At 38.6% G+C, this 26998-nt stretch carries 19 protein-coding genes and 1 tRNA gene; 7 read left to right on the forward strand and 13 right to left on the reverse strand.

What is annotated here, in order from left to right; genetic code table 11:
* Positions 1–2: 2 nt before the first annotated feature.
* Both DCS32_RS09375 and DCS32_RS09380 read right to left on the reverse strand, forming a co-directional pair.
* Entirely contained in the window at positions 3–2270 is a 2268-nt protein-coding gene (locus tag DCS32_RS09375; RefSeq protein WP_108878028.1) for a beta strand repeat-containing protein, read from the reverse strand.
* A 12-nt stretch (positions 2271–2282) separates the two neighbouring features.
* On the reverse strand, positions 2283–11921 hold the full coding sequence (locus DCS32_RS09380) for a hypothetical protein (protein ID WP_108878029.1): 9639 nt from the start codon (positions 11919–11921) through the stop codon (positions 2283–2285).
* Between the two features lie 336 nt (positions 11922–12257).
* Here DCS32_RS09380 and DCS32_RS09385 point away from each other — a divergent pair.
* Positions 12258–12333, forward strand: a tRNA-Gly gene (locus DCS32_RS09385).
* Between the two features lie 131 nt (positions 12334–12464).
* Here the strand turns inward: DCS32_RS09385 and pepE are convergent.
* Positions 12465–13169 (reverse strand): dipeptidase PepE, encoded by a 705-nt coding sequence (gene pepE, locus DCS32_RS09390; protein WP_108878030.1) that lies wholly within the window; start codon positions 13167–13169, stop codon positions 12465–12467.
* A 125-nt stretch (positions 13170–13294) separates the two neighbouring features.
* Between pepE and DCS32_RS09395 the strand changes: the two genes are divergently transcribed.
* From DCS32_RS09395 to DCS32_RS09415, 5 genes are all read left to right on the forward strand, one after another.
* Positions 13295–14098: a hypothetical protein gene (locus tag DCS32_RS09395; protein WP_108878031.1), complete on the forward strand. Its 804-nt coding sequence runs from the start codon at positions 13295–13297 to the stop codon at positions 14096–14098.
* Positions 14098–14895 carry a hypothetical protein gene (locus DCS32_RS09400; protein WP_108878032.1) on the forward strand — a complete coding sequence of 266 codons (798 nt, stop codon included), beginning with the start codon at positions 14098–14100 and terminating at the stop codon, positions 14893–14895. Before DCS32_RS09395 ends, DCS32_RS09400 begins: the two co-directional genes overlap by 1 nt.
* The gene (locus DCS32_RS09405; RefSeq protein WP_108878033.1) at positions 14888–15661 is read left to right on the forward strand and encodes a hypothetical protein; all 774 of its coding nucleotides are present in this window, start codon (positions 14888–14890) and stop codon (positions 15659–15661) included. Before DCS32_RS09400 ends, DCS32_RS09405 begins: the two co-directional genes overlap by 8 nt.
* Before the next feature lie 70 nt (positions 15662–15731).
* Positions 15732–16232 (forward strand): DUF6702 family protein, encoded by a 501-nt coding sequence (locus tag DCS32_RS09410; RefSeq protein ID WP_108878034.1) that lies wholly within the window; start codon positions 15732–15734, stop codon positions 16230–16232.
* Positions 16233–16291: 59 nt separating this feature from the next.
* Positions 16292–18595: a M1 family metallopeptidase gene (locus tag DCS32_RS09415; RefSeq protein WP_108878035.1), complete on the forward strand. Its 2304-nt coding sequence runs from the start codon at positions 16292–16294 to the stop codon at positions 18593–18595.
* Positions 18596–18695: 100 nt separating this feature from the next.
* On the opposite strand, the gene DCS32_RS09420 is transcribed toward DCS32_RS09415, so the two are convergent.
* The 7 genes from DCS32_RS09420 to DCS32_RS09450 form a co-directional block, all read right to left on the reverse strand.
* A complete protein-coding gene (locus DCS32_RS09420) occupies positions 18696–18965 on the reverse strand; it encodes a hypothetical protein (protein WP_204161769.1) in 270 nt (89 codons plus the stop codon).
* Between the two features lie 161 nt (positions 18966–19126).
* Positions 19127–19432, reverse strand: coding sequence for an immunity 53 family protein (locus DCS32_RS09425; protein ID WP_108878036.1), 306 nt, complete (start codon positions 19430–19432; stop codon positions 19127–19129).
* Positions 19423–19974, reverse strand: coding sequence for an NUDIX domain-containing protein (locus tag DCS32_RS09430; RefSeq protein ID WP_108878037.1), 552 nt, complete (start codon positions 19972–19974; stop codon positions 19423–19425). The genes DCS32_RS09425 and DCS32_RS09430 overlap by 10 nt, the downstream gene beginning before the upstream one ends.
* Positions 19975–20166: 192 nt before the next feature.
* Complete coding sequence (arsB, locus tag DCS32_RS09435; RefSeq protein WP_108878038.1) at positions 20167–21213, reverse strand: ACR3 family arsenite efflux transporter; 1047 nt, start codon at positions 21211–21213, stop codon at positions 20167–20169.
* Position 21214: 1 nt separating this feature from the next.
* A complete protein-coding gene (locus tag DCS32_RS09440; protein ID WP_108878039.1) occupies positions 21215–21847 on the reverse strand; it encodes a low molecular weight phosphatase family protein in 633 nt (210 codons plus the stop codon).
* Positions 21848–21872: 25 nt separating this feature from the next.
* On the reverse strand, positions 21873–22340 hold the full coding sequence (locus DCS32_RS09445; RefSeq protein ID WP_108878040.1) for a DUF6428 family protein: 468 nt from the start codon (positions 22338–22340) through the stop codon (positions 21873–21875).
* Positions 22341–22387: 47 nt separating this feature from the next.
* On the reverse strand, positions 22388–22720 hold the full coding sequence (locus tag DCS32_RS09450; RefSeq protein ID WP_013750017.1) for an ArsR/SmtB family transcription factor: 333 nt from the start codon (positions 22718–22720) through the stop codon (positions 22388–22390).
* Positions 22721–23273: 553 nt separating this feature from the next.
* On the opposite strand from DCS32_RS09450, the gene DCS32_RS09455 reads away from it, so the two are divergent.
* Complete coding sequence (locus tag DCS32_RS09455) at positions 23274–23948, forward strand: class I SAM-dependent methyltransferase (RefSeq protein WP_108878041.1); 675 nt, start codon at positions 23274–23276, stop codon at positions 23946–23948.
* Here the strand turns inward: DCS32_RS09455 and DCS32_RS09460 are convergent.
* From DCS32_RS09460 to DCS32_RS09470, 3 genes are all read right to left on the reverse strand, one after another.
* Entirely contained in the window at positions 23945–25399 is a 1455-nt protein-coding gene (locus DCS32_RS09460) for an FAD-dependent oxidoreductase (protein ID WP_108878042.1), read from the reverse strand. The two genes, DCS32_RS09455 and DCS32_RS09460, sit on opposite strands and share 4 nt — an antisense overlap.
* Positions 25400–25605: 206 nt before the next feature.
* Positions 25606–26481: a CPBP family intramembrane glutamic endopeptidase gene (locus DCS32_RS09465; protein WP_108878043.1), complete on the reverse strand. Its 876-nt coding sequence runs from the start codon at positions 26479–26481 to the stop codon at positions 25606–25608.
* Positions 26482–26988, reverse strand: a complete 507-nt coding sequence (locus tag DCS32_RS09470; RefSeq protein WP_108878044.1) for a hypothetical protein — start codon at positions 26986–26988, stop codon at positions 26482–26484.
* Positions 26989–26998 lie beyond the last annotated feature (10 nt).

Raw genomic sequence — 26998 nt, forward strand, 5'->3', positions numbered from 1 at the left:
CTTTATTTATATGCCGTAAAAATCACTAGTAGTGCTTCATTGTTAACGTCTTCAGGTTGAACATCAATTAACGCATTAGTATTATTTACTGTAATTACACCATTTGTATAATTTACATTTACAGTAAATCCATCAGTTGTAAACGCTCCAAATGCTGCTTCTATTTTACCTAGACTGCTTCCATTTTGATCTCCATAACGCACTCCAATACAATTGCTGCTACTCGCATAACGAGAAATATCGTTTATTGAGTTACCATGTCCCCCTGAATACATTACTTGCTGTACTAAAGAGCCATTTATATTGCGTGCAAAACCATTCATTGTTCCGTACGAATTGTCAATACCTCTGTCATTATTACCTACGCCATTATCTGAATCTATATTGAGACTTTCAACATTTGCATTTGCAACAAATGTTACCTGAGATGGCTCAAACGGAATTCCAGTTATCGTAACAGTTCCTTCTGCTGAGATAATGAAAGTTCCTGTATAAACTGTTGGTCCTAAATATGCTCCACCATTTGTACCTACTTGAATTTGATTGTTTGCATCATCACTTACTACTTGAGCTGTAAAAGAGACACCATCTTCGTCTGTGTATGTGATTTCTCCAGTTGCCGCAGGGTTTACAGCTGTAGTAGTATCATCTTGCTCAAAAGTAGTTACAGTTTCTAAGTTTTGTACAAGTGCAGTGAGATCTAGTTGCGTGGTTGTGCCGTCTTCAGCTATGTAATCAATATTAGAATTATCTGCATTGAGGGCGATACTTGTAAGTGTTTCGGCACTCATTACATCTATTGTAACTGGTGTGCCATTATTGTTGTCAAAAGTAAATGTGCCATCTGTATTTTCAGTTAATGTAGCTTTGTTAACAGTATCTATAGTTCCATCGGGGCTTGAAAGGCTAAAAGACCCATAACCATTATCTATAAGAGCTACGGTGTCTACATAGGCCTTGTTTGCAGCGTCACCACCATTTACTGGAGTAGCGATATTTAAAACACTGTTATTGCTCATGTCTAGATCACCTACCATTGTGTCGCCATCTACATCAACATATAAGCTGTCATAGAATGTTGCGTTAAAGGGGTTGGTTAGAATCCATTCTACTGATGTTTCATCATATATATATGTTAACCCTATTTCACTAGTGGGTGAAGCTGTGTTGTTTACAATATAAATGTCACCCTCTACTGCCGCAACACCTCCTAATTCATTTGCAGTAATCATTGTTGGATCCGTCGTATTACCAGTGTAAACGCTGCCTACACTTATCGTTACGTTGCCATCAGCATTAGGTGTATTGTTGTTTACAGATGCAACCCGTGTACCATAAACCCAGTCTGTACCATTCCAGTAAATTTCATCATTGGTTGTGGTTCCGTTTGATAACATTGGTAATGTAATCTTATCAGTAAGGTCCACTAGGTTAGTAGGAGAGGCTGGAGTTGTAAGTGATAATTCTGTACCCGTTAATTGGATATCTTGCAATTCATTCTGTACATCTGCATCTGCATCTTCAATGTTTATATCAATATTACCTCCATCTTCTAGAGCTATATTGACCACTTCTAAAGGTGTTGTTACTGTGGAGGAGATAGCTTGATTATCGCTGCTTACGCTAGAAATATCTATTGTTTGGTTCCCAGCAGCATCTGTAATTGTCAATTCTGTACCATTAAAAGCAATACCAGTATTAGTCTCATTTAAAGGGTTTGCATCGGCATCCTCTATATTGATTGTTGTGTTTGTTCCATCAGATATTTGAATTTCAACTTCTTGGTTGGCTGTTACTACAGCATTTGATAGATTTTGAAATTCATTTAAAGGATCGGCATCTGCATCTTGAATATTAATTGTAGCGTTAGTGCCATTTGTTATATCAACACGTGCTTCTTCATTAGGGATTGTTACTGTTGTACTAAGATCTTGAAATTCGTTTGTAGCATCAGTATCATTAATAACAAAGGAAGTTACAGTGCCATCCTCAGATGTATATGTGAATACATTATTACCATCATCAATAAACGTTGTCACAGTTTCGTCAGACTTCGTTAATATGGGTAAAAACCCTGTAGATGTATATTCAAATATTCGATTTACGTCGGTATTGTAAACGAGCATTCCTATTTCTAAATCTGCAGGGAGGTATGCGTTTATTTCTGCTTGTGAAGCTTTTTGAATATTTACTAATAGGGCAGGGTTAGTGGTTTGCGCTTTCGCGAAAGCGTAAAAACAAAAAAATAGGAGAGTAATTATTTTTTTCATCTTTAGGGTCTATTAAAATCCAGGAATAAGGATAACGGTAAACATGAATTCTGAGTTGAAAAACGCTCGATCTGATCCTCCATTATCATTATCACCAATATTTACCGTAAACCCTGCTCCTGTTTGAGCAGAGTAGGAGATACCTGGGTCATCATTACCTGCTCCAGCTCTTCCTGGCTGACTAAGCTGAATAATGTAATTTGCGTTAGGTAGTGCTGTTGTAAATGTTACAACATAAGTCCCAGTTCCTGAGTTTGCAACTGTTGCATTAAAAATTGAACCTCCACCTGCGGCTGCTACTTTTCCAACTGAGTAAATAGTGGGTGCTACTGCAAGATATGCACCACCATCTGTTCCTACAGAAAGGGCGTTGTCTGTATCTGCACTAACAACTTGGGCGCTAAAATCATTTCCTTCTTCATCAGTATAAGTGATCTCTCCAGTTGCTGTAGCGTCTGTTGTTGTTGGAGTGTCGTCTTGGGCAAAAGTGGTTACTGTCTCTGCTGCGGCATCTGCCCATTCTGTCCCGGTTGCAGTAGCTGTTAGTACTTGTCCTGCTGTTCCAGGTAAATCATTTTCATCAAGAACAGGGCCGTTTAATGCTATAGAATTAGTTATAGTTACAAGCGTCGCGCCACCGTCTTCTTCAATATGAATTGCTTCTACTCCTCCTGCAACTATGCCCATTTGGTCAACTAAATTAGGTCTAAATATTCCAGTGTCAGTATCATTTGCAAATCTAAATGACGGTTCTGTGACAGAGCCATTAGAGTTTAAAAAACCTGCAGAACGAATTGCGCCAGAGACTTGTAATTTGTTGTCAGGAGAATTAGTTCCAACACCTAGTCTATTGTTTGTGGCATCCCAAAATAATTGGTCATTATCTTCCGTAGGAGTTCCATCTGTATCTGCAAAGAAAATAGATCCTTCAGTTCCTATATGTGCTAGCGAACTTAAATCTACTGCATTGGGAGTTCCTGTCTCATCAACATACTCTAATTCATTTGTGGTATTATCAAATGTTAATTCTGTTACTGTTTCGTTGATATTAACTGGAGTAGCTGTTGGGTCTTCATTAGTATAAGTAGCAATGGTGTTTCCTGTTGCTGCTGTTGCCGTTACTGTTGTTACAGTTTCGTTAATAGCAAAAGGATCACCTTCTTCATTGTTGTAAGTTCCAATTAGGTTTCCTGCAGCGTTGAGGTCAGTTACATCTGTTACAACATCTGCCGCTGGTTGTGCTACAAATAATGCTCCATCTGCTCCTGCAATTACTGCGTTGTCTGCATCTGCAGATATCAGGTTTACATTAGCATTTGTAGCGTCTTCATTTGCATAGGTAAGTTCACCCGCTGCTATAGCTAATTCTGTTACCGTTTCATTGATATTAACTGGAGTAGCTGTTGGGTCTTCATTAGTATAAGTAGCAATGGTGTTTCCTGTTGCTGCTGTTGCCGTTACTGTTGTTACAGTTTCGTTAATAGCAAAAGGATCACCTTCTTCATTGTTGTAAGTTCCAATTAGGTTTCCTGCAGCGTTGAGGTCAGTTACATCTGTTACAACATCTGCCGCTGGTTGTGCTACAAATAATGCTCCATCTGCTCCTGCAATTACTGCGTTGTCTGCATCTGCAGATATCAGGTTTACATTTGCATTTGTAGCATCTTCATTTGCATAGGTAAGTTCACCAGCAGCAATTGCTAGTTCCGTTACTGTTTCTTCTTCTGATACATCTACAAATAAAGCTCCATCTGCTCCTGCAGTAATGTTGTTATCTGCATCTGCTGATATAAGATTAACATTAGCATTTGTAGCGTCTTCATTTGCATACGTAAGTGCACCTACAGCTATAGCTAATTCTGTTACTGTTTCGTTGATATTAACTGGAGTAGCTGTTGGGTCTTCATTAGTATAAGTAGCAATGGTGTTTCCTGTTGCTGCTGTTGCCGTTACTGTTGTTACAGTTTCGTTAATAGCAAAAGGATCACCTTCTTCATTGTTGTAAGTTCCAATTCGGTTTCCTGCAGCGTTGAGGTCAGTTACATCTGTTACAAAATCTGCCGCTGGTTGTGCTACAAATAATGCTCCATCTGCTCCTGCAATTACTGCGTTGTCTGCATCTGCAGAGATTAGGTTTACATTTGCATTAGTTGCATCTTCGTTTGCATAGGTAAGTTCACCCGCTGCTATAGCTAATTCTGTTACTGTTTCTTCTTCTGACACATCTACAAATAAAGCTCCATCTGCTCCTGCAGTAATGTTGTTATCTGCATCTGCTGATATAAGATTTACGTTTGCATTAGTCGCATCTTCGTTTGCATACGTAAGTGCACCTGCAGCTATAGCTAATTCTGTTACTGTTTCGTTGATATTAACTGGAGTAGCTGTTGGGTCTTCATTAGTATAAGTAGCAATGGTGTTTCCTGTTGCTGCTGTTGCGGTTACTGTTGTTACAGTTTCGTTAATAGCAAAAGGATCACCTTCTTCATTGTTGTAAGTTCCAATTAGGTTTCCTGCAGCGTTGAGGTCAGTTACATCTGTTACAACATCTGCCGCTGGTTGTGCTACAAATAATGCTCCATCTGCTCCTGCAATTACTGCGTTGTCTGCATCTGCAGATATCAGGTTTACATTTGCATTAGTCGCATCTTCGTTTGCATACGTAAGTGCACCCGCTGCTATAGCTAATTCTGTTACCGTTTCATTGATATTAACTGGAGTAGCTGTTGGGTCTTCATTAGTATAAGTAGCAATGGTGTTTCCTGTTGCTGCTGTTGCCGTTACTGTTGTTACAGTTTCGTTAATAGCAAAAGGATCACCTTCTTCATTGTTGTAAGTTCCAATTAGGTTTCCTGCAGCGTTGAGGTCAGTTACATCTGTTACAACATCTGCCGCTGGTTGTGCTACAAATAATGCTCCATCTGCTCCTGCAATTACTGCGTTGTCTGCATCTGCAGATATCAGGTTTACATTAGCATTTGTAGCGTCTTCATTTGCATAGGTAAGTTCACCCGCTGCTATAGCTAATTCTGTTACCGTTTCATTGATATTAACTGGAGTAGCTGTTGGGTCTTCATTAGTATAAGTAGCAATGGTGTTTCCTGTTGCTGCTGTTGCCGTTACTGTTGTTACAGTTTCGTTAATAGCAAAAGGATCACCTTCTTCATTGTTGTAAGTTCCAATTAGGTTTCCTGCAGCGTTGAGGTCAGTTACATCTGTTACAACATCTGCCGCTGGTTGTGCTACAAATAATGCTCCATCTGCTCCTGCAATTACTGCGTTGTCTGCATCTGCAGATATCAGGTTTACATTTGCATTTGTAGCATCTTCATTTGCATAGGTAAGTTCACCAGCAGCAATTGCTAGTTCCGTTACTGTTTCTTCTTCTGATACATCTACAAATAAAGCTCCATCTGCTCCTGCAGTAATGTTGTTATCTGCATCTGCTGATATAAGATTAACATTAGCATTTGTAGCGTCTTCATTTGTATACGTAAGTGCACCCGCTGCTATAGCTAATTCTGTTACTGTTTCTTCTTCTGAAACATCTACAAATAAAGCTCCATCTGCTCCTGCAGTAATATTGTTATCTGCATCTGCTGATATAAGATTTACGTTTGCATTAGTCGCATCTTCGTTTGCATACGTAAGTGCACCTGCAGCGATTGCTAATTCAGTTACTGTTTCATCAATTTCAACTGCTGTTCCATCAGCGTTAGTTACTGTTGCGATAAGGTTACCTGCAATAACATCTGTGATTGCTACTCCGTTAGTATCAATAATCACATCAGAACCATCATTGTTTGTGAATGTGTATGTTCCGTCTGCGTTATCTGTGATGTCAGCTTTTGCTACTGTGATTGTTGCACCTGCTTCATTGTTGAAGGTTACGTTACCGTCTGCCGTATCTGAGATAGTTGTAACTGTTTCTGCGATTGTAAATGCTGTTGCGTCTTCTGCGTTATAGGTGGCAATGGTGTTTGTAACTGCCGCTGCATTCAAGTCTGTAACATCTGTGATTGTTTCGTCAATTTCAACTGCTGTTCCATCAGCGTTAGTTACTGTTGCGATCAGGTTTCCAGCAATAACGTCTGTGATTGCGACACCGTTAGTATCAATAATTACATCAGAACCATCATTGTTTGTGAATGTATATGTTCCGTCTGCGTTATCTGTGATGTCAGCTTTAGCTACAGTTATTGTTGCACCTGCTTCATTGGTGAATGTTACGTTTCCGTCAGTTTCATCAGATATTGTAGTAACTGTTTCAGCAATTGTAAAAGCTGTTGCGTCTTCAGCGTTATAGGTAGCAATGGTATTTGTAACTGCTGCTGCGTTTAAGTCTGTTACATCTGTTACTGTTTCCTCAATAACTTGATCGTTTCCTTCCTCATCTGTGTATGTTGCAATTGTTTTCACGGAAGTGGCCGTGTTATCGTCAGAAATTGAAGTTATAGTTTCATCAATTTCAACTGCTGTTCCATCAGCGTTAGTTACTGTTGCGATCAGGTTACCAGTAATAACATCTGTGATAGCTACACCGTTAGTGTTGATGATCACATCAGATCCATCATTGTTTGTGAAGGTATAAGTTCCGTCTGCGTTATCAGTGATGTCTGCCTTTGCTACGGTGATTGCTGTTCCAGCCTCGTTGGTGAAGGTTACGTTTCCGTCTGCTGCATCTGAGATAGTGGTAACCGTTTCTGCAATTGTAAAAGCTGTTGCATCTTCTGCATTATAGGTAGCAATGGTATTTGTAACTGCCGCTGCATTCAGGTCTGTAATATCTGTGATTGTTTCGTCAATTTCAACTGCTGTTCCATCTGCATTTGTTACTGTTGCGATCAGGTTACCAGCAATAACATCTGTGATAGCTACACCGTTAGTATCAATAATTACATCAGAACCATCATTATTTGTGAATGTATATGTTCCGTCTGCGTTATCTGTGATGTCTGCCTTTGCTACGGTGATTGCTGTTCCAGCCTCGTTGGTGAAGGTTACGTTTCCGTCTGCTGCATCTGAGATAGTGGTAACCGTTTCTGCAATTGTAAAAGCTGTTGCGTCTTCAGCGTTATAGGTAGCAATGGTATTTGTAACTGCCGCTGCGTTTAAGTCTGTTACATCTGTTACTGTTTCCTCAATAACTTGATCGTTTCCTTCCTCATCTGTGTATGTTGCAATTGTTTTCACGGAAGTGGCCGTGTTATCGTCAGAAATTGAAGTTATAGTTTCATCAATTTCAACTGCTGTTCCATCAGCGTTAGTTACTGTTGCGATCAGGTTTCCAGCAATAACGTCTGTGATTGCGACACCGTTAGTATCAATAATTACATCAGAACCATCATTGTTTGTGAATGTATATGTTCCGTCTGCGTTATCTGTGATGTCTGCCTTTGCTACGGTGATTGCTGTTCCAGCCTCGTTGGTGAAGGTTACGTTTCCGTCTGCTGCATCTGAAATAGTGGTAACCGTTTCTGCAATTGTAAAAGCTGTTGCGTCTTCAGCGTTATAGGTAGCAATGGTATTTGTAACTGCCGCTGCATTTAAGTCTGTAACATCTGTAATTGTTTCATCAATTTCAACTGCTGTTCCATCTGCGTTTGTTACTGTTGCGATCAGGTTACCAGCAATAACATCTGTGATTGCGACACCGTTAGTGTTGATGATCACATCAGATCCATCATTGTTTGTGAATGTGTATGTTCCGTCTGCGTTATCTGTGATGTCAGCTTTAGCTACAGTGATTGTTGCACCTGCTTCGTTGGTGAATGTTACGTTTCCATCAGTTTCATCAGAGATTGTAGTAACTGTTTCAGCAATTGTAAAAGCTGTTGCGTCTTCAGCGTTATAGGTAGCAATGGTGTTTGTAACTGCCGCTGCGTTTAAGTCTGTAACGTCTGTGATTGTTTCGTCAATTTCAACTGCTGTTCCATCTGCGTTAGTTACTGTTGCGATCAGGTTACCAGCAATAACATCTGTGATTGCTACTCCGTTAGTATCAATAATCACATCAGAACCATCATTGTTTGTGAATGTGTAAGTTCCGTCTGCGTTATCTGTAATGTCTGCTTTAGCTACGGTAATTGTTGCACCTGCTTCATTGGTAAAGGTTACATTTCCGTCAGTTTCATCTGAGATCGTTGTAACTGTTTCTGCGATTGTAAACGTTGTAGCATCTTCAGCGTTATAGGTAGCAATGGTGTTTGTAACTGCCGCTGCATTTAAGTCTGTAACGTTTGTGATCGTTTCGTCAATTTCAACTGCTGTTCCATCCGCATTTGTTACTGTTGCGATAAGGTAACCTGCAATAACATCTGTGATTGCTACACCGTTAGTATCAATAATCACATCAGAACCATCATTGTTTGTGAATGTGTAAGTTCCGTCTGCGTTATCTGTAATGTCTGCTTTAGCTACGGTAATTGTTGCACCTGCTTCATTGGTAAAGGTTACATTTCCGTCAGTTTCATCAGATATTGTAGTAACTGTTTCAGCAATTGTAAAAGCTGTTGCGTCTTCAGCGTTATAGGTAGCAATGGTGTTTGTAACTGCTGCTGCATTCAAGTCTGTAACGTTTGTGATCGTTTCATCAATTTCAACGGCTGTTCCATCAGCGTTAGTTACTGTTGCGATAAGATTACCTGCAATAACATCTGTGATTGCTACACCGTTAGTGTCAATAATTACATCAGACCCATCATTATTTGTGAATGTGTATGTTCCGTCTGCGTTATCTGTGATGTCAGCTTTAGCTACAGTTATTGTTGCACCTGCTTCATTGGTGAATGTTACGTTTCCGTCAGTTTCATCAGATATTGTAGTAACTGTTTCAGCAATTGTAAAAGCTGTTGCGTCCTCAGCGTTATAGGTAGCAATGGTGTTTGTAACTGCCGCTGCGTTTAAGTCAGTAACGTCTGTGATTGTTTCGTCAATTTCAACTGCTGTTCCATCTGCGTTTGTTACTGTTGCGATAAGGTTACCTGCAATAACATCTGTGATGGCTACACCGTTAGTGTCAATAATTACATCAGACCCATCATTATTTGTGAATGTGTATGTTCCGTCCGCGTTATCTGTGATGTCAGCTTTAGCTACAGTGATTGTTGCACCTGCTTCGTTGGTGAATGTTACGTTACCGTCTGCCGTGTCTGAGATAGTAGTGACCGTTTCATTAATGTCTGTTGCTGTGCCGGCAGCATCTGTTACTGTTGCTATCGTATTACCAGAAACAGTATTTGTTATGGTAAAACCATTTGTGTCTAATACAGTAGTAATTCCTGTCTCATCAGTGTAGCTATAAGTCCCATTTCCATTGTCAACAAGAGTAGAAACCGAAGTATCGGCTATAGTAGTAGTTGTTCCGCTTGCATCTGTGAAGTCATACGTTCCGTCACCGTTATCTACTAGTGCTACTGTTCCTGCTGCTGCGTTAATTTCGTCGATGGCGTCTTGCACATTTGTTGCTGCTAGTCCTGAAGTTGTATTGTCATACGGATTTGCAGAAGCATTTGTGTCGATTATTTGTGTTGCTCCGGTCTCGTCTGTATAAGTGTATGTTCCGTCTGCGTTGTCAACGAGTGTCGAGATAGACGTATCTGCAATAGTCGTTGTTGTTCCGCTTGCATCTGTGAAGTCATATGTTCCATCTCCATTATCAACTAACGCTACTGTTCCAGCTGCTGCGTTGATTTCGTCGATGGCGTCTTGCACATTTGTTGCTGCTAGTCCTGAAGTTGTATTGTCATACGGATTTGCAGAAGCATTTGTGTCGATTACTTGTGTTGCTCCGGTCTCGTCTGTATAAGTGTATGTTCCGTCTGCGTTGTCAACGAGTGTCGAGATAGACGTATCTGCAATAGTCGTTGTTGTTCCGCTTGCGTCTGTGAAGTCATATGTTCCATCTCCATTATCAACTAACGCTACTGTTCCAGCTGCTGCGTTGATTTCGTCGATGGCGTCTTGAACGTTTGTTGCTGCTAGTCCTGAAGTTGTATTGTCATATGGGTTTGCAGATGCATTTGTATCGATTACTTGCGTTGCTCCCGTTTCATCAGTGTATGTGTATGTTCCGTCTGCGTTATCAACTAGCGTCGAGATAGAAGTATCAGCAATCGTAGTTTCATTACCAAATACGTCAGTAAAAGTATATGTCCCATCACCATTGTCTACTAAAGTTACGTTTACAGCGCTTAAGGCTCCTGTAATTTCATCGATAGCATCTTGCACATTTGTTGCTGCTAGTCCTGAAGTTGCATTGTCATATGGGTTTGCAGAAGCATTGGTATCAATAATTTGTGTTGCTCCAGTTTCATCAGTGTAAGTATAAGTTCCATCGCCGTTGTCAACGAGTGTAGAGATAGAAGTATCTGCGATGGTAGTTGTTGTTCCGCTTGCGTCTGTGAAGTCATATGTTCCATCTCCATTATCAACTAACGCTACTGTTCCAGCTGCTGCGTTGATTTCGTCAATTGCATCTTGCACATTTGTTGCTGCTAGTCCTGAGGTTGTATTGTCATATGGGTTTGCAGATGCATTTGTATCGATTACTTGCGTTGCTCCCGTTTCATCAGTGTATGTGTATGTTCCGTCTGCGTTATCAACTAGCGTCGAGATAGAAGTATCAGCAATCGTAGTTTCATTACCAAATACGTCAGTAAAAGTATATGTCCCATCACCATTGTCTACTAAAGTTACGTTTACAGCGCTTAAGGCTCCTGTAATTTCATCGATAGCATCTTGCACATTTGTTGCTGCTAGTCCTGAAGTTGCATTGTCATATGGGTTTGCAGAAGCATTGGTATCAATAATTTGTGTTGCTCCAGTTTCATCAGTATAGGTATAAGTTCCATCTCCGTTGTCAACGAGTGTAGAGATAGAAGTGTCTGCAATTGTTGTTGTAGTTCCGCTAGCATCAGTAAAGTCGTAAGTTCCATCTCCATTATCTACTAGAGCTACAGTTCCTACTGCAGCATTAATTTCTTCTATTGCTTCTTGTACAGTATCTGAGGAAAGTCCGGTGCCATTGTTATCAAAAGTATTTCCAGATGCAGTAGTGTCAATAATTTGTATTGCTCCCGTTTCATCTGTATACGTGTAAGTTCCATCTCCATTGTCTACTAGTGTAGATATAGAAGTATCTGAAATTGTAGTTGTCGTACCGTTTGCATCTGTAAAATTATAAGTTCCATCTCCATTATTTACAATTGCAACGTTTTCTAATGCTGTATTTACCTCATCTATAGCATCTTGTACGTTTGTTCCTACGAGTCCTGAACTTGAATTGTCATAAGGATTTGAAGAAGCTTGCGTGTTAATAATTTGAGAGTTCCCATTGGCATCAGTATACGTGTATGTCCCATCGTTATTATCAACAATCATTGAGGCTATCTGGCATAAGCTCTGCCAGTTTGATCCTGTATATTGGAAAAAGCAATTTTCATCCGTATTGAATACTAAACCTCCAGAAAGCGGAGTGATTGCATTCATTTGACTTGTGCTTACTCTAGTGGCGACTAATACTTTACTTGTGCTTTCAAGTTCTAATAGAGATGAGCCGTCAATACTATTTGGGTTATCACCTACCTTTACCTGACCAAAGGCAGATATTGATAATAATAGAAAACTTGTGAGGATTAATAATTTTTTCATTTGAAGAATAATTAAATGGGGTAGTATAAATTATAATTGGGGCTTATGACTTTGTAAACTTTGATAAAAATACTTATGTAAATTGGGTCTAACTACTTCTAAAATAAACTTTTTTTCACGCTTGAATGCTAATGTAAATTAAGTATACTGAGAATCAGGTTGTTTTGGACGAAATGCTTAATTATGTCGATGAAATGCATTTTTTATAAAAATGTTAGGTGTTAAATATTTTTTGTATTTTTCTTGTGAGTGTATAAAAAAAAACTATTTTTGCATCGCTTTAATATCAAACATAATGTTGATATTAATACCTTTTGAAGTTTAACTTCAATAAATGCGGGAGTAGCTCAGTTGGTAGAGCGTCAGCCTTCCAAGCTGAATGTCGCCAGTTCGAACCTGGTCTCCCGCTCCAATAAAAAAGGCTCTACAGTTATGTAGAGCCTTTTTTTATGGATGTAGATCACTACTGTGTATGTATATACGAGATTTAAACGTTTTAGGATCTGCAGGTTATAAGATAAAATTTTCGCGAAAGCAGAATTCTTACAATGTGAGAAGTGTATTTGTGCTTAATTCGTAAGGAGTTTTATCTTGTTCAAATACTCTAGCCGAAAGAGTTCCTTCTAAAGTGATTTTTTTTCCTTCTACTCGTATCCAGCTTCCTTCTCTTATGCCTATTACGGGTACTGTATTATAAGCGTGGTATTCCTTTATTCTGGTTTCTCTAGTCTCTCCCATGTGGGTAGAGTTTGTGTCTGGATCTAAATAATGCGGATTTATATTAAAAGGAACCATTCCTAATGTTTTAAAGCTAGGTGGATAACTTATGGGCATGTCATTTGTAGTTTGCATCGTAAGTCCACAAATATTACTGCCAGCACTTGTTCCTAAATATGGAGTGCCATTAAGTAATACCTCTCTGAGTGGCTGCATTACTTTGTTTTTATATAGCTGGTTTACTAATACGAATGTATTCCCACCACCTGTAAAAATCCCTTGGGCAACCTTTACAGCTTCTGCAGCGTCTTTATAAGTATGAATACCTATTATCTTCTTATTAATTTTTGAAAATGCTTGCTGAGCGATTGCTGTATAAGCATCATGAGTGATACCTCCTGGTCGTGCGTATGGGATAAATAATATCTCATCGACACCAGTATATAGTTTTTCGAGAGTAGGGAGTAAGTATTCTAGATAAGCACTGCCATGAATAGTGGAGGTGCTTGCTATGATAAGGTTTTTAGACATTGTAAAGCTTTGGGTAAAAATACAAACTAGTGATCATGTGATTGCCAATTAACAAAATTTTAGAGCTGTATTGATTGTTTTTTGATCCTGTTACAGTTTTCTTTGAAAGCACTAACTAGTTGTAAATGAGATTATTTTTTGCTTTAATGTTTGTGTGTAGTACTGTTTTAAATGGTCAAGAATCTCGTGAGATTACGGGGAGATTACTTAACGTAAACGATGATGTGGCTCAAGTGACAGTAGTCAATCTCACTAGAAAAAAAGGAACCATCACTAGTGTTAATGGCACATTTAAAATTAAAGTGCGTGAAGGAGATATACTAATGATTAAAGCATTACAGTTTAAAACAGAACAACTTACAGTTACTAATAAGATATATGATAGTGGGTTTATTGAAGTGTTTATGACTCCTGACGTGAGCGAACTAGAAACGGTGCAATTATCAAATAATGGGCTATCGGGTAATATTAAAAAAGATGCAAAGGAAGTAAAACTTGTAGTTAGACCTAAGGCGCTTGGTGCTAAGAGAGAGCCTATTGCCGTTGAATATCGCAGATTGCATACAGCAACATCAAGACCGCCAGATCAGGTAGGTAGGCAAAATCTTAGGTTAGATGTTTCATTAGATGGAATTCTCAATAAGATTTCTGGAAAGACTAAACGTCTTAAAAAAGCGGTTGAGATTATGGAATATCAAAAAAAGGTTGATCAACTGAGAAGCTATTATGCAGACGCTGTTTTTACTAGTTCGCTACGTATACCAGAAGAATACATCGATGATTTTACTTTTTGGGTACTTAAAGATGAGGAGCAGCTAAGAGATGTTGATTTAAAAAATAAACTCAGTACGCTTGAGTATTTACTGTCTATGCAAAAAGAATACAAAAGTTTGCTATTAACACAAGATGCACAACTTAAAGGAAATTAATGAAAAGACTATTACTACTTATAATGTTTACTAGTGCCTTTTCAGGTTATGGGCAAGAAACAATTACTCTTACTGGTGCCGTTCTTAATGATACAATAGGAGTAAGCCAACTCAATATTGTAAATCTCTCGCTTAGAAGAGGTACTATAACAAATACAAATGGAGTTTTTGAAATTCCGGTAAGAGTTTATGATACGCTTAATATTAGTGCGGTGCAATATGAGAGTAGGCAGTTAATTGTGACTCCTGTAATATATGATAGAGGAAAGATTTCCTTTTATTTGATACCTAAAGTGACTGAGCTAGACGAGGTCGTGGTGAGCAATATAAATCTTACTGGTGATTTATCTAAGGATTTAAATGCAGTTCCTTTGCAAGTTTTTATCGACCCTAGAGACTTAGGTATTCCAGCAAATGCTAGACCTACCATGACTGCCGAAGAACGCAGATTTTATGGAGCAACAGGAGGTGCAGGCCCACTAGGGTCGCTTATCAATGCCATAAGTGGTCGCACAAAAATGCTCAAAAAACAGCTCGAGATTTCAAAATTCAGAGCGTTGGTAGAGGGCAATAGAGATAACTTTAATGACAGTGTGTACATCAAGTCACTCAATATTCCTGATGAGCTTATTTTAGATTTTGTTTATTATGTTTTTGAAGATGAGCGAGCAGAGGCAATAGCAAATGAAGGTAATACTTTGGGCTTGCTAGACTTTATGCTCACAAAATCTCCCGTATATTTGAAACTAAAAGCCGCCGAAAGCGTCTTACCTAAAAATGATAAGAACAATGAATAAATATCTACTACTAGCACTATTATTTATGAGTGCGCTTACCGCGTTGAGTCAGGATACGATTATGCTAGAAGGACAGGTTCTTAATGACACTATAGATAAGGCAAATCTTACCATTGTAAACCTCAACATGCGACGCGGTACTATTACCTCCAGTAATGGACAGTTTTCTATAGAAACGCGTCTTAATGATACTATTAATATAAGCGCTGTACAATATGAGCCAAGACAATTTGTTGTAAATGAGACAATGTATAATCGTGGTAAGATTACCTTATATCTTATCCCTAAAATCACAGAGTTAGATCAGGTAAACATTAGTAATACGGACCTCACAGGAGATATTACTAAAGATATAGGGAGTACAACTTATGAGCGCACAATTACACCTACAGACTTAGGTATTCCAGAAAATACCGCGCCACCACGCACGGTAGAAGAACGTCGTTATCATACTGCTATTTCTAGTGGAGGAGGTATACCTATAGATGGGCTCATAAACTCTATTACTGGTAGATTAAAAATGCTCAAAAAGCATATAGAAGTTTCTCGATTTGAAAAATTAGTTCAAGAAAGTAGGTACACGTTTTCAGATAGTATTTATATGAACGAGCTTGATATTGAGAAAGAATATATTGAAGACTTCGTGTATTACACTTTTGAAGATCCAAAAGCTAAGGAACTTGTAGACGCAAATAATGCATTAGGTTTACTCGATTTTATGATAAAAAAATCTGCAGCATATAAAGCCTTGATGAAAAAAGATTAAGCTGTGGCATATTTGTTGACAACGAATAAGTACGCTTTCGCGAAAGCGTAACACATCCATTAATTCCACTATGAAAAAAATCATTCTCCTTCTAGTTGTTGCGCCTTTAATTATGGCAGCATCAATACATAAGTACTATCTAAGTGTTACAGACCTTACATATAATGAGGAAGCACAATCCATACAAATAATCACTCGATTGTTTTATGATGATCTAGAAGCGGTAATTCAAGAACGTTATGATACTGATGTTGTGGTAGATGCGGTATCAGATCAAGAAGAGCTTGATAAGTATCTCGTAAAATATTTTCAAAAAAAGATGCTTATTACTGTAAATGATGAGCAACGCCAGGTAAGTTTTGTAGGTAAAAAGTATGAGGACGACTACGTAGTTTGCTATCTAGAAGTACTTGATGTTTCGGCAATAAAGACATTTGAAATAGAAAGTACACTACTTATGGATGTATTTCCAGATCAGAAAAATATGGTTCACACTACTATAGCTGGAAAAAAGAAAAGCTTCCTTTTTACTGCGGCAAATGCTAAAGGCTTGTTAAATTTTACCAAATAAAGACTTAACCCCTTCATTGTTTGGCTATTTTTAAGCGATAAAACAAATTCAACAAACTTATGATTCGTTACACGTATATGCTGCTTGCGGCATTTTTACTTCTAGGGACAAGCGCTTTTGCTCAAGAAGAACAAACACAAGAGCGTCCTATGGGACACGAAAACACAAACAGGTTTAGACAACTTTACAATGAGATGTCTACTCCTAATGAGTATAGAACTGCTTCTGGTGCGCCTGGTCATGCGTACTACCAGAACACTGCAGACTATAAAATGTCTATCAACCTTAATGATGACACACAGATTATCCAAGGTTCTGAAACTATTACTTACACAAACAACTCACCAGATGATCTAGAGTACTTATGGGTACAACTTGATCAGAACGTGAGAGAAAAGGACTCTCCAGCAAAGGAGAAAAACGGTGAAGGAGTAGGAGCTGTATCTCAGCCAGGTTCTTTTGTTGGTTCTTTTATGAAAAGTGAGCCTTTTGATGGAGGTTTTAAAATTCAAGAAGTAAAAGCAAATGGTCGTGACTTAAAGCACACTATTAACTGGACAATGATGCGTATCGATATGCCACAACCACTTAAGGCTGGAGATACTTATACATTTTCAATCAAATGGAATTACTTAGTTCCTGAGCACACAGTAGATCGCGCTCGTTCTGGATATGAAACCTATGCAGATGGTAACAAAGGTTATATCATTGCTCAGTTCTTCCCAAGAATGGCAGTGTATAATGATGTAGAAGGATGGCAGAACTACCAGTTCTGGGGTAACGGAGAATTTGCATTACCATTTGGTAATTATGAAGTAGATATTACAGTTCCTAAAGATCACTTACTTGATGGTACTGGTGAGATTACAAACTTAAAAGACGTTTACAGCAAAGAAGAAATGAAGCGCTGGGAGCAGGCAAAGAAGTCTTACGACAAGCCTGTAATTATCCGCACACAAGCAGAAGCAGAGAAGCTTGCTGCAGGAAATGTAAAAGCCACACAAACTTGGAAGCTTAAAGCAGAAAACGTACGTGATTTTGCATTTACATCATCTCGTCGTTATATTATGGATGCACAAGCAGTAAAATTTCCAGAGCGTGATGTGATGGCAATTTCTATCTACCCTCCAGAAGGAAACCCACTATGGGAAGAGTACTCTACTAAGGCGATTGTACAAACACTTGATACATACTCAAAATACACATTTAACTATCCTTACCCTAAAGCAATCTCAGTACACGCAAAAGGACAAGGAATGGAGTATCCTATGATTTGCTGGAACTATGGACGTCCTAACGAGGATGGAACATATAGTGATAGAACAAAATTTGGGATGATTTCTGTAATCATACACGAGGTAGGTCACAACTACTTCCCTATGATTGTAAACAGTGATGAGCGCCAGTGGGGATGGATGGATGAAGGTCTTGATACCTTTATGCAATTTCTTACAGAGCAAGAATTTGGACAGAATTTTCCAGATGCAATAAAAGGAAATGACGCATACCCATCTAGACGTGGAGCGCCATCTAAGATTGTAGGATACATGAAAGGAAATCAAGAATACATTGCACCTATCATGTCTAATCCAGAAAATGCGTTTAACCTAGGTGCAAATGCATATGGTAAGCCAGCAACGGCATTAAACATACTTCGTGAGACAGTAATGGGTCATGAGCTTTTTGATCATGCATTTAAAACATATGCTCAAAGATGGATGTTTAAACACCCAAGCCCAGAAGATTTCTTCCGTACAATGGAAGATGCATCTGCAGTAGATCTTGATTGGTTCTGGAGAGGATGGTTTTATAGCACAGAAGCTGTAGATATAGGTCTTAAAGAAGTAAAGCAATATTTTATTACAGATAATGTAACTGCAGCTGGTAAAGAATTACTTGCTCGTTACGGTGTTACAGATCCTAGCGCTATTGACGCAATCTATGTAGTAGATGAGGATAGCCCAGAGTTTACAGAAGATATGAGAGGTAGAGATATCCTTGAATCTTCATCAACTCTTAAAGAGTATCTTATGGATAACTTTACTCCAGAAGAGCGTGCAAAAATCAATACACCTAAGTTCTTATACAAAGTTGTTTTTGAAAAGCCAGGAGGAATCCCAATGCCTATCATCGTAGAATATGAGTATGCAGATGGAACTAAGAAAAAAGTGACGTATCCAGCTCAAGTATGGAGAAAGAATGATGCAGAAGTTAGTAAGGCAATCGCATCAGACAAGGAAATCGTAAAGATTACCGTAGATCCAGATCTTGAAACAGCAGATATTGATACTGATAACAACAGCTGGCCAAAAGCTAAAAAGCTAGGTGAGTTTGATAAGTTCAAAAATCAGAATAAAGGATAATACTAGTTTCGCTTTCGCGAAAAAGTGAAAAACTGCTTCTCCATCGAGAAGCAGTTTTTTTTTGCTTTTATTTTATTGATTGGAAATAATGAAACTTGGATTACTCAAAACCAAGCGTATCACTTACCGAAATTAATTGTGCTAACGCATCAATTTTGTCTTGTATTTTTTTAAAGAATATATGCTGCTCTCGCTCTCCTGCAGTATTTAAAAATTTACTCTGCTGTAATTGCTCGGTAATGTAAGCATGCCCTTGATCACAAGTTTGAACGTCAGAAGTTTTAAAGTAGCTTAGAAATGTAAAGGGAATGTAAAAAGCCTTTTTATAAGGAGTATCTATTAATACGGTATATAGAATTTCTAGAATCAAATAATCTATCGTTATATAACTAATAGAATCACTGTATATTACGCTGCAAATTAGTTAATCACGTTTCAGTTCAATAAGTATAATATTTATATCAAGAAGCGATTTAGTATACATCTGTTGTAGTTGTTACTGAAGGGTAAAATCAATTTCTTAAAAAGATCTTATGCATCCATTCCTTCAATTTTTTCTACAGTTTCTCTAAAGAGACCTAGAAGAAATTTCAATTTTCCAGCATCACCTGAAGCACTGAATTTTTGGTTTTCAATTTTCACACCGTACCAATCATCTTTGCTGTTTTCATTAAGAATCCATGGAATGGTAATCATGGCTAGTGAAGTATTTGATACATCTATCTCTAGCTCCCATCCAGGATTATCTGATGTTGTGATCTGGATAGCCTCTCTTTGTTCCCATTCACCATCGCAATTTCCTTTAAACCAATCTTGTATCCAATCTATTATTTCCATGTTGTTTTTTGTAAGTAGTTATTGTTGTTTAGTTGTGCTGCGATAAGAGTGAGTAAATACGTTTCTCTCACGATAGACATACCTTTTTTATCACTAGTTGCTAGCGTAAGTTGATTGTGAGCAATTGCTTCATTAATGTCAATCCATACCGCCTTCATGCCATTACCTTTCTCGTAATCCTCAAGGTTTGATTCTCCTAGCTTTTTGTTTATTTCACAGGTATAACAATATGAAATCATGTGTTGCACATCATAATCTGGTTTGTACCAAGGTCTATATTCTTCATAAATCCCAAAGGGTTTTATGTTTTGTATTTCCGTAGCTCCAGTCTCTTCGTTGAGTTCTCTCATCATCCCAACAATCATATCTTCACCTTCATCAAGACCACCTCCTGGAAGGCTATAGTCTTCATATCGTTCTGTATACATGAGTAAGATGCGGTTACCTTGTGTGGTAATACTTCTGGTACTCAATCGCTGTATAATCGTTTTATTATCTAGCGTGGTGATATCAGGATGAAAATGGGTTTTTAAGTGTCGCACAAAACGTAATTCAATGAACTTGCAAAAATAAGAACTGAATCCTATGCAATGGAGCTTTTAAGAAGTAAAATGGCTTAACGCTAGGGAGTTTGTGAAGTACAAGATTTCAGCCGCTATTATTAATTTCAAATAAAAAGAGAGGTTTACTTATTGATAAGTAAACCTCTCTTTCTTAACGGTAATACGTTTGCACTACATCGCCGCTTTCTTATAATACTTTTTACGTAACCAAAAAGATACACGCACCAATAGTATCAATGCAGGAACCTCTACTAGCGGACCAATAACGCCTGTAAATGCTTGTCCAGAATTAAGCCCAAATACGGCAATTGCTACTGCAATAGCTAGCTCAAAGTTGTTTCCTGCTGCTGTAAAAGCAACAGCTGTTGTTTTGTCATAATCTGCTCCAGTAGCTTTAGTTACAAAAAAACCTATGATAAACATCAATGTGAAGTATATGAGCATTGGAATAGCGATAATAACAACATCCATTGGTATTTGAACAATGAGTTCGCCTTTAAGTGAGAACATCACAATGATGGTAAAAAGCAATGCAATTAACGTCAATGGTGATATGGTAGGAATAAAGGTATTTGTGTACCAATGTTCTCCATTTAGTTTAACTAAGATAAGTCGGCTTGCGATACCTAATAAAAAGGGTAGCCCTAAATAAATGGCTACGCTCTCTGCTATAGTAGCAATAGAGACATCTATGATTGCACCTTCAAAACCAAAATATGGTGGAAGCACCGTTATAAAAAGCCAAGCGTAAAAACTGTATGCAAATACTTGGAACACGCTGTTAAGAGCGACAAGTCCCGCACCATACTCGCTACTTCCCTCAGCGAGGTCGTTCCATACTAATACCATCGCGATGCATCTTGCAAGACCTATTAAAATAAGCCCTACCATATATTCAGGATAGTCTCTCAAAAATGTAATCGCTAGCACAAACATTAATACTGGACCTATAATCCAGTTAAGTAATAGCGAAATAGAAAGAATCCTTGTGTTTTTAAAGACCTTAGGTAATAAGGCATAATTCACTTTGGCAAGCGGCGGATACATCATCAATATTAATCCTATCGCAATGGGGATATTTGTAGTCCCGCTATTAAATGAGTTAATGACATCTGGAAAAGATGGAATAAAATACCCCAAGCCAACGCCGATAGCCATTGCTACAAAAATCCATAGCGTAAGATTTCTATCTAAAAAATTTAATTTCTTTGGTGCCATGTTATGCTTTTATTTGAGCGAATACAAATAGCAATTCGGTTGCGATTTGTAGGCTTCGTTCCTTATATTTTTCTGCTTGTAGCGGAGTATTATCAAACGCTTTTGGGTCATCATAAGTAATAGGGAAACGTTTTTCTGCACCTGGTACAAAAGGACAACCTTCATCTGCTTGAGAGCAGGTCATGATTGCGCCAAAGCTATTATTAGGGTTAAAATCATGATCCATCGTTTTTGAAAATCCAATTACTGGCTGCTCGTTGCTTCCATACTTGATGCTGTATACTGGGTTATCAGACTGTGCGATAACCGCTATTTTAAAACCAGCGTTTTCAAGTGTTTGCGCTGCCATAGGGAAAAGTGCTGTGGCTTCTGTGCCTCCAGAATAGCAGGATACATTTGTTATATCAAAGTAGCTTGCCATTGCCTGCGCCCACACCTGTGACAGATGACTCCTACGTGAGTTGTGGGTACATATAAAATTTAATCTAATGGCTTCTTTGTTAGAAGCCTTAACCTGAATATAATCTGCTAGTGGTTGCAAGGCTTCTTTGCGCTCCTCAGATATCGAGGTTGTTGATAATCCTTCTATTGTTGTTACTATTTCTGGAAATAGTGCCGTTCTATTTATAGCCATGATGACAATTTTTTCATGAATTTAATTAGCAACATCCGCTACCTGGTTCGCAAGAACTTCCTGCTGGCATATCAGCAAATTGTAGCTTGGTTTTCTCCTCAGGAATACCACAATTATCTTTTGCAAGGCAATCTGTTTGCTTAGTTGTGAGTAAAAAAGAAGTGCCGTCAAAGTCAAGCCCAAATTTCCCAATCGTTTCTGCTTGGTATTCCACTTCAATCTCAAGATCTCCTATGTGTAGCATCTTTTCAGAAAGTTGGATGATATCTAGTAACTTCCCCGGGTGTAATCTGTGGTCATAGTCATCTGCATTCCAAAGTTGGAAATTTGCAACTTCCTCATAACGTACGGTACCTCCGCAGTCAATAAAATTCTTAGTGACTTTTCCCACTTCTGTCACGTGAAAATGATTAGGAACTAAAGAGCCATCTGGCAACTGGAAAGAAATCGTTTTTAACTCTTGTAATGCTGTTTTAATTTGTGATAGTTTCATAATGGTATTTGTTTATTGCGATAATACGATTAATAAGAATAATTTTTTTAGCAGCACTCTCCGCTACTAGTAAGATCTTGGTCAAGAAAAGCTGCCATTACATTTTTCATTGCGGTCCAGTTTTCTTTGTCGATACAGTAGCAAACACTTGTACCTTCTACGTTTCCTTTAATGAGACCTAAATGTTTAAGTTCCTTTAAGTGTTGTGAGATGGTAGGTTGCGCAAGTCCTATTTCTGCAACTAGGTCTCCGCATACACAAGAATCTATTTTAAATAAATGCTGGAGTATGGATACCCTAGCCGGATGACCAAAAGCTTTGGCAAAAAGAGAAATCTCATTTTGCTCATCTGTAAACATCTCTGTTTTTGCTAATCCCATAGTTGATTTATTTGTTGATTGCAATATTACGATTAATTAATGAGAAGTTTTTTGTTTTTTTTATAGTTCTTGCAAACATCTTCCTAAATCCCTCTTTGCAGAGGGACTTTTATTTTTTTTGTTTTGTGGGTTGCTCTTTGCGGATGTCTTGGTGAATCGAATTATGGGGATATATGGTATTTTTCTCTTTGCGAACATCTCTCTAAATCCCTCTTCGAAGAGGGACTTTTGCTTTGTTTTGCTGTGTGGGTTGCTCTTTGCGGATATCTTTTTGAATTGAATTATAGAGACATGTTATTTAGGTTTTCTTTGCGGACATCTCCCTAAATCCCTCTTCGAAGAGGGACTTTTTATTTTCTTGTGTGGGTTGCTCTTTGCAGAGGGATTTTAATTGTTTTCTAAAAAGGATAATTTTAGACATTACGCTTTCGCGAAAGCGTGATATATCAATGTTCGTATAGTATGAACAATAGCTAGATTCTTAATCCAACTTTCTTGATGGGTTGCAGATGAGGAATAGATGTTAGTACTTTGAACTTTATAAACGTTTTAAATGTCAAAAGATAATATCTCTGTAAAATCAAAAAAACCATGGCCTACAAAAAAGGCGATGGAGCAGGTGTATGATTTGAAGCTGTGGGGAGCTGGTGTTTCTGCTTTTTACTCTGGTGAAGGGTCACATCATCCTGAGATTGTTGTTCCATATGTGGAGGCAGTAACAGCTTTTCTTAGTTCTTTTGAAGAACCACTTGTAGTGTGTGATCTAGGCTGTGGAGATTTTAATATAGGCCGCAAGCTTATTTCATACACGGAGAGATATACAGGTGTCGACATCGTAGAAGATCTCATTGCGCATAATGAAGCTAACTTTAAAAATGAAGGGCTCAGTTTTAAGTGTCTTGACATTGCCGCAGAAGAACTTCCTATAGGCGATTGTGTGATTTTGAGACAAGTATTACAACATCTATCTAATCGTGAGATAGCCAGTGTTGTAGATAAATTGACTTCGTTTAAGTATGTAATTCTCACAGAACATTTGCCTAATGGTGATTTTACACCCAATCAAGATATCATTTCTGGACAAGGAACTAGATTAAAAAAGAACAGTGGTGTCCAGCTGTTAATGGCGCCTTTTGATATGAAGGTTGTAGGAGAGCGAGAGCTGAGTGTCACCTATCCAAGTGATGGCAAAGGGCGAATTGTTACGACACTTTATAAAATGTTTTAATCCTTAGTTCTAAAGGATTTTCCGCGAGGTGCATTGTTTTTTTCAAGTACTATAGGAGAGTGTAAAAAAGCAGCTGCTTTTGAGGAGTCGGTTACTTTTGATGCGGTACGTTCTAGCATGCTTTTTTCAAAACTGTTGAGTACATTGTGTCGTAATCCTCTTTCTTGCCAGTTTGATCCCTGTTTACAGCTTACCGAGATTGCTCTGGCTAGCGCCAGCGCATCAAGAAGTGCCTGGTTTGCTCCTTGTCCCTTAAAAGGGCTCATAGGGTGCGCAGCATCGCCTAGCAAGGTGATTGCTCCAGCATTTTGTAAAGTTTCAGATGTTAAGAGTGCTCTGTCGTAAGCAGGGTAACCAGAAATTAAGGTGTCTGGAGTCATTGCCATGATTTGTGGGATAGGGTCATGCCATTGCGTCCTCTTTATAGCTTCCTTTTTAAGTGCTGCGGGACCTGCTAGGTTGAACGCTATTGCATCTTGCTCAGAGATGGGAAAGCTAAGCTGCCACATGATAGCATCTTTATCGTAAGGCATCATGTAGATGCGCTCGTGACCATTTGCTGTTTGAAAAACAGTTGCTTGATCTAGTAGCGTACTTTCTACATTATCTAGTTTGTCTAGTGAACAAATGCCTAAAATCACCATGCAATCCAGGTATTGTAATGGTGACGTTTTCTCGTCTATAATAGTATTACGCACAGTGCTGCGTATGCCGTCTGCACCTACAATGAGATGGGCGTTTGTGGTTTTAATATTTCCATCTACTTGGAATTCTAGCGCTACAGTTCCATCTTGAGCGCTAGTATGCCCCATATATTGATGTCCCCATTGTATATGTGGTGAGTCGCCCAGTTGTTCTAGTAAAGCAAGTCGTAATGATTGCCTCGCGATGTGAATGTTTGTGCGCTTCGGGCTTGCATCCTCATCTTCTTCCATCCATTTTCTCATGCCCCATTCTCCTACGACCGTTCCTTCTGGAGTATGAACGAGGTGCCTTGTGGATACAATTCCCTCGTCTAGTTGAGTGATCCCAAAACCTTCAATCGCCTTGCTTGCTTGTTGTAAAGTTAGGCCGTAACCTTGTGAGCGTGCGTCAAAACTTTTATCACGTTCATATAACGTAAACGGAATCCCACGATGTAAGCAGGCCACCGCTAGTGCTACACCGCCTATGCCAGCACCTATAATTGCCACATGAGGGTAGTGCTCTGTATCTGGTGATGGTGGGGATGGTGCTGGGATGATACCGGAGCCGTTGCAAGCCGTGCATTTGCTTTGGTGCCTTTTTGGTCGAGTAGGAGCAATGCCTTTTCTATCTGATTCCTCATAAGCCGCAACCGCTCGCTGGTAAGCTAAGCGTACTTTCTTACGAAGTCGCTGGCTGTTGGATCCCTGCCCATTACACGCAGTACAGGCGGTCCAGCTTTGATTTGTAGGTGATGAGGTGTTCACTCGGTTTGGGTACTAATTGCTTATTATTTTTGCGGGATAAGGTACTTATTTAGTTGGTAAGGTGGCATTTTTTAGTGCCCACGGAGTTTATTTATTTCTCAATAATATAATGTAAAAAGAGATTTGGGTTATCACGCTTTCGCGAAAGCGTACTCATTCCCCATAAGCTCTTATGAAATCAAGATGTCATGGTAGAAAACTGTTGGTTATGCTGTCGTTGAAGAGTCCTTGTTCTTGTTGTAATACCAAACTATCAGGATAATAGTAAACACCTGAAAAATGATAGAAAATATGGAGCCCTCAAAACCGAAAAGGCCGCCGTTAAGCAGGTTGTTTTCTGTGATGCTAATTTCTATAAGGTGATACGAATCAATGCCACTCACGTTGAAACCAAACAAGGTCTGAAAAAGGTTCCAGCTTAAATGCAACGCAATAGAAAACCATAAATTCTTAGTGTACACGTATGACATTCCTAGCAAAATACCGGCAAGGAATAAGTTGGCTAGCGCAAACATATCTACGTTAGGATTTCCTGCATGAAGCAGTGAAAATAGCAGCGCCGAAACAATAAGAGCGATGTATTTATTAAAAGAACTCATCAGGTTGCGCAGTACGTAACCACGCAGCAGCGCCTCCTCTAAAATCGCAATATTTACAAACGTGAGGATGGCATACAGCAGCTGTGTAGCATCCCAATGGAAGCCCTTAAATTGAATTTCGCCCATCGATAACATGATAAGATAACCCAGCGCCATGATTGCCGCGCCTATGAGTAGACCAGCGATGATGTCTTTCTTCCTGTCCTTGAGCGTAAAACCTAGCTCAATAAATGGTTTTCTATCAACAAATTTTATAAAAATCCATATCACCGTAAGTGTTCCTAATAAGGAGAATATGGTGCCTACAAATAACTGGAAAGGAGACTTCTGGGTAGGAAGCTCATTATAATCTATACCAATAACATAATAACCTATGAGCTGAAATATAGCAACAATGAATAGGTAAGGAAGGATAATGGCAAGTACCCGTATCCAGCCTACGTGCTTATTTATGGGAGGTTGAGGTGTGTTGTTTTGAGGCATTTATTTATTAAATTTCTGTAAATCTATTTCTTCCTGTAAAAATGATAGATCGATGAAATAATCATCTAGCATTGAGTGATTATTTACGTAAACATTTACACAATCTCTTAGATTAAGTTTAAACTGAGCGACTGTAATATCAATATCTACTGTTTTTGAGAAGCTTTTTATGAGTTCTCCATTTTGAACATAATTACAGACAAACTTACTTCTGGCTACATCAACTAGATTTACTTTATTACGGTCTTTATTCATCCAGTCAAAAAATGATTCTTCTTTATGCTGAGGTTCGTATGACGGTAAGTTTTTATCAATTTTTGTGTCATATTTTATGACTGAGCAATTACTCGTATCTATTTCAATTTTCTCCCAATTAGCTCGGACGTTTTCTAAAAATATAGTACCGCCTTCTGATTGTAAATTGCGCTGCTTTCGCTCTGAATACTTACGATAATAGAATAGAGCAACTAACAACAAAATGCCAATGATATTAATAGTCCAAGTCATGTGTCTTCTA

It is taken from the genome of Dokdonia sp. Dokd-P16 (assembly GCF_003095655.1).
Lineage (GTDB): Bacteria > Bacteroidota > Bacteroidia > Flavobacteriales > Flavobacteriaceae > Dokdonia.